The organism is Bacillus sp. AP50, from assembly GCF_040492675.1.
Taxonomy (GTDB): Bacteria; Bacillota; Bacilli; order Bacillales; family Bacillaceae_G; genus Bacillus_A; species Bacillus_A cereus.
In genome coordinates this window covers 1-4,539 of the sequence record NZ_JBEUTW010000541.1, presented here as the reverse complement: position 1 = coordinate 4,539, position 4,539 = coordinate 1, and the positions used below count along the sequence as shown (strand labels likewise).

Here is a 4,539-nt window from a genome sequence, read left to right as displayed (position 1 = left end):
ATTCTATCTTGTTCTACGTTTTCCAAATTGATTCCTCCCACTTCACTAAAATAGCATTTATAGGAAAATAACAGCCCTATATAAAATAGTAGCCGACTTTAACATAAATAGTATATGTAATTAGTAGGAGAATGCTTGGACAACGAAAACGAAATAGACTTCAAAAATTTCACAATTGAAACTTCTCTTTAATCATTTCCGCTACTTCTTTTGCACTCAAATACGTGTTATTAATTTTTATATACTCTTCTTTTTCAATTTCACCATGAAGAGAGTTTAATCTATGCTTTTTCATCGTTTCTTTCAAATTATTTTCAGACCACTCAATATCTCTTTTTTTCGGTTTATGTTCTAATCTATTCGGGCTTTTATTTCGTTCTAATCTTTCATCTAATTCCGCTTCCAGCTCTACAAAATGCACTGTCCCACCTTTTGATTCAAAAATACTTTCTACATGATGTATATAATCCCAATCCGCTTGGAGGTCAAATGCCCATATATACGTAAAAATCATTCCAGATAAATCACTTTTAGATACTTCTTCAAATATTTCATTACGAAATAAACTTACTAGTCTTTTTGCTTCTTTCGTACTGTAATCAAAAATTGGACTTACTAAATCAATTGTCATGTGGTTATGAAAAAGTTTTAAACCGGTTAATGTTGCTAATTCTTGCCCCACTGTCATTTTTCCAACTGCTTGTGGGCCAAATATTAATATAAGTTTCATTTATTTCCCTCCAATCTTTCTCTATAAACCATTACATAAAATAAAAAATAAGGCAGCCGATTTTAAATCGATTGCCTTATTTTTTATTCATAGTTTTAGTTCTATTCTTTTCGCACAGCTTCAAAAGTAATCATTTGATTTGCATTTGACGGTTCTTTTTCATAATCATATTCAGCAGAGCACGTAATATTAGAGAAACCTATACTTTCTAAAAGAAGTTTAAACTCTTCTATTCCATACCAGCGCAGCGCAAAGCGTTGTAGTTCTGTTTGTACTAACTGTCCTTTACTCCACTTTTCATATTTCAAATATGATACAGTAACTTGGTTCAGCCAATCTATTTCAATTGATTTATTTTCTAATGTGATTCCGTCTCCACTCGGCAAAGAGAAAGTCGATGTATGAATTTCCCCAGTCTTCCAGTCATGCGGAAGCATAATATCTACGATTAATCGTCCATCTGGATTAAGATGTTCATAAAAACATTTCAATGCATTTATAGAATCCACACGATTTTCAATTAAACAAAAAGATCCAGTAGGAATGATAATTGCGTCATATTTATGCGGAAGTGAAAATTGTTGCAAGCTTCCTTCATATAAATTAGGATGTAAGCCTCTCTCTTTACAGCGCTTACGGCAAGAATCTAGCATTTCAGGTGAATAATCTATCCCATCCACTTTAAAACCAGCCTCTAGAAGCGGAATGATGACACGTCCTGAACCTACTGCGGCTTCGAGGATTCTTCCTCTACAATCTTTTAAACGTTTTTTGTAATACTCAATATCACCATTTAAAGAATAACCGACTGGTTTTGTGTAATCATACAGTTCTGTACAAAGTGTACTATAAAAGCTAAACATTTATTTTCTCCTCCGTTTTTACGTACGGAAGATTTCAATTCAACTAATCTTCCTGCACCTCTGATTTTAATGATATTTCGAAAGAGCTGACTGTCATAATATATCACTCACTTTCCATAGAATATAATGATATTGTATTACATAACCTTCCAATTTGAAATATAAAAATTAAAAATTCAGACTACAAATTAAAGAGCTTACTTTAGTAAACTCTTTAGAAAAAATATTTATTTCACAATCGGCAATGTCACTTCACTTAATTTCACTGTAAGTTTCGTGCCAGCTTTCGGTCTAATTGTATAATCATAATCACTTGCAATTAAAACAACTCCGATTTGATGCCCCGCTTTAAATACATAATCATCTGGCTGCATGTCCCATGTAAATGTATAATCTTTGCCCGGTTGAATCGCTGTTGAATTTTCTATACTCTTTAAGTTTTGTGGATCCATCCAGCCTCTCGTTACGATTTCCGGCTTCGCTCCTCCATAGTCAACAAGTAATGCTGTTAAATTTGATACAGATCGATCAATATTTCCTGTAATTGAAATCTTTGGTGTACCACTTATACGCGTATCTTTTTGCAGTACAGGCATTGTATATACTAATCGATTTGCTACTTCTAATTCTGGGTTTGCTACTAATTGGTTTGATTTCATTTGTGCATCATCTAAGAATGAGAAAACTTTATTAGCCGCTCCCATACTTAATGGTAAATTGACTGATTTATTACTTAAATACATACGGATTTTTGAAGGTACAGCCGCTGGATCTGGCCAATTTTTTATCTTTTGCCACGTTTTATTTTCTCGTTGCACATCAACCATTGGTTCATCCATAATTCCATTTTCAATTCCGTACAACCAATAATCTAACCATTTATTTTGTGTTTGCTGCCAGTTATTACTTGATGTCCCACCATGACCACCTTGGTGTAGCCACATTTTACGCGGAACATTATTTTCTCCAAGTGCTTCCCACCATTGCGCGAACTGTTTTGTTTTAACATTCCAATCGTTTAAACCATGAACAACAAATACACTCGCTTTTACATTTTTAGCATCTTTTACATAGTTACGTTTATCCCAAAAATCATTATAATTACCTGTTTTTCTGTCTTGTCCAGCCGTTAACTCTTTTATAACTTGTCCGCAAACTTCAGGGTTTTCCCTTGTCAGTACTGCTTCTGCCATATTATCTGTATCTTCCCCTTGATATCCGCCTGGAGCAATGACTGCACCATTTGCACGATAATAATCATACCAACTACTAATTGCTGCGATTGGAATAATTGTTTTTAAACCTTCGACTCCAGTAGTCGCAACAGCATTTGGTAAAGTACCATTATAGGAAACTCCAGTCATACCTACATTTCCTGTAGACCAATTTGCCTGAACTTCCTCACCCTGTTCTGTAAATGCTTTCGCGCGACCGTTTACCCAATCAATAACAGATTTTGTCCCGAGTATCTCTTGTTCATCTCCAGTTGTAGGGCATCCATCTGATTTTCCAGTACCGATACTTTCGCCTAGAATAACTGCATAACCTCTTGGCACGTAATAGTTCCCATACGAACCAAGATTAACCGCTCCATACGGTTTTCCTTCATACGCATACAATTCTTCATCTACATTATATACAGGAACATCTTTTAATCCAGATCGATATGGACTCATTTCATAAATAACAGGAACTTTCACATTCGGATCTGTCTTTGGACGCATAACTTTTATCGATACTCTGTCTTTCTTACCGTCTCGATCACTATCAACTTCTGTCTCTACATATAAATTTTCGATAATAGCTTCATCGAGAGAATAAATCGGTTTTGTCATCCCATTTTCTAATTCAATTTTTGTACTTTTAGTCTCTTCCTTCTTCTCAGCATGCACATCCATAGTAAAGCTAGGTATAATTGTTGCAGATAGCATTGCTGACAGTGTAATTGCCATTTTCTTTTTACTCAAAATGTTCCCTCCCCTTATTCGTTCTCTTTTACTATATAACAAAATAACTGAAAATTCAGTTTTATTTTATATAAAAGTTGAGAAACTCAAAGATTTCTTATTAAGTAAAATTTCGGCAAATAGCGGGATAAATAGAGAAAAAGACAACCGATATTTCTATCGCTTGCCTTACATTCCATTTATTATTTTTCTAACTCTTTAAAGGTATCTTTCAAGTCTTTATCAGATACCTTTATATCTGCATTTTTAAGCAGTTCTCTAGTAACTTGTTGATGGAATTGAGGATCTTGTATACGTTGCTGTTCTAATTCTTTACGAATATTCTCTTTCTCTTCCTCATACGGTTTAAGCTCTTTTTTATCCGTTAGCTTAATAATATGATATCCGAAAGAAGATTTAACAGGTTCACTCAATTGACCAACTTCTAACTTATACGCAGCATCCTCAAATTCTTTCACCATCATACCAGGTCCAAATTCAGATAGTTCCCCACCTTTTTCTTTAGAACCTGGATCCTCTGAATATTGTTTAGCCAATGCCGCGAAATCTTCGCCACTATTTAATTTTTCTTTAATTTCTTTTGCTGTCTTTTCATCTTTTACTAAAATATGGCTAACTTGAAGCTTTGGCTTATAATGATCTTTAATATCTTTTTCCGTTACGGTTGCTTTAATAGCTTTTTCAAAAGCAAAAGTAAGCTTTAATTTCTCTTTCAACTGATCTTCATTTTTCACACCATTGGATTCCATATATGTATTAAAATTATCGCCCATCTTGTCTTTTAATTCTTTTAGTTGTTTCGTTACCTCTTCATCCGTAACTTTATATTTATCATTTAATACTTTTTCTACTACCATTTCAGATAAATTCTGTTTACCGTAGTTTTCTTTTAATTTTTTGTTAAAATCACTTTCTGAAATGCTTCCTGATTTTGTCGTTACAATATTATCTGATGAACCACATGCAGATAAAGATAACG

Annotated in this window: 4 protein-coding genes; all 4 read right to left on the bottom strand. The window is 33.7% G+C overall.

All coding sequences use genetic code 11. From position 1 onward, the window contains the following. Positions 1-169: 169 nt before the first annotated feature. On the bottom strand, positions 170-730 hold the full coding sequence (locus ABWK52_RS26245; protein ID WP_000767061.1) for an AAA family ATPase: 561 nt from the start codon (positions 728-730) through the stop codon (positions 170-172). Positions 731-831: 101 nt separating this feature from the next. Beyond that, on the bottom strand, positions 832-1,593 hold the full coding sequence (locus ABWK52_RS26240; protein ID WP_000490927.1) for a class I SAM-dependent methyltransferase: 762 nt from the start codon (positions 1,591-1,593) through the stop codon (positions 832-834). A 227-nt stretch (positions 1,594-1,820) separates the two neighbouring features. Then, positions 1,821-3,560, bottom strand: a complete 1,740-nt coding sequence (locus ABWK52_RS26235; RefSeq protein WP_000038300.1) for a Xaa-Pro dipeptidyl-peptidase — start codon at positions 3,558-3,560, stop codon at positions 1,821-1,823. 182 nt (positions 3,561-3,742) lie between these two features. Further along, positions 3,743-4,539: peptidylprolyl isomerase (locus ABWK52_RS26230; protein ID WP_353772238.1), on the bottom strand; the 797-nt coding region annotated here is incomplete at its 5' end.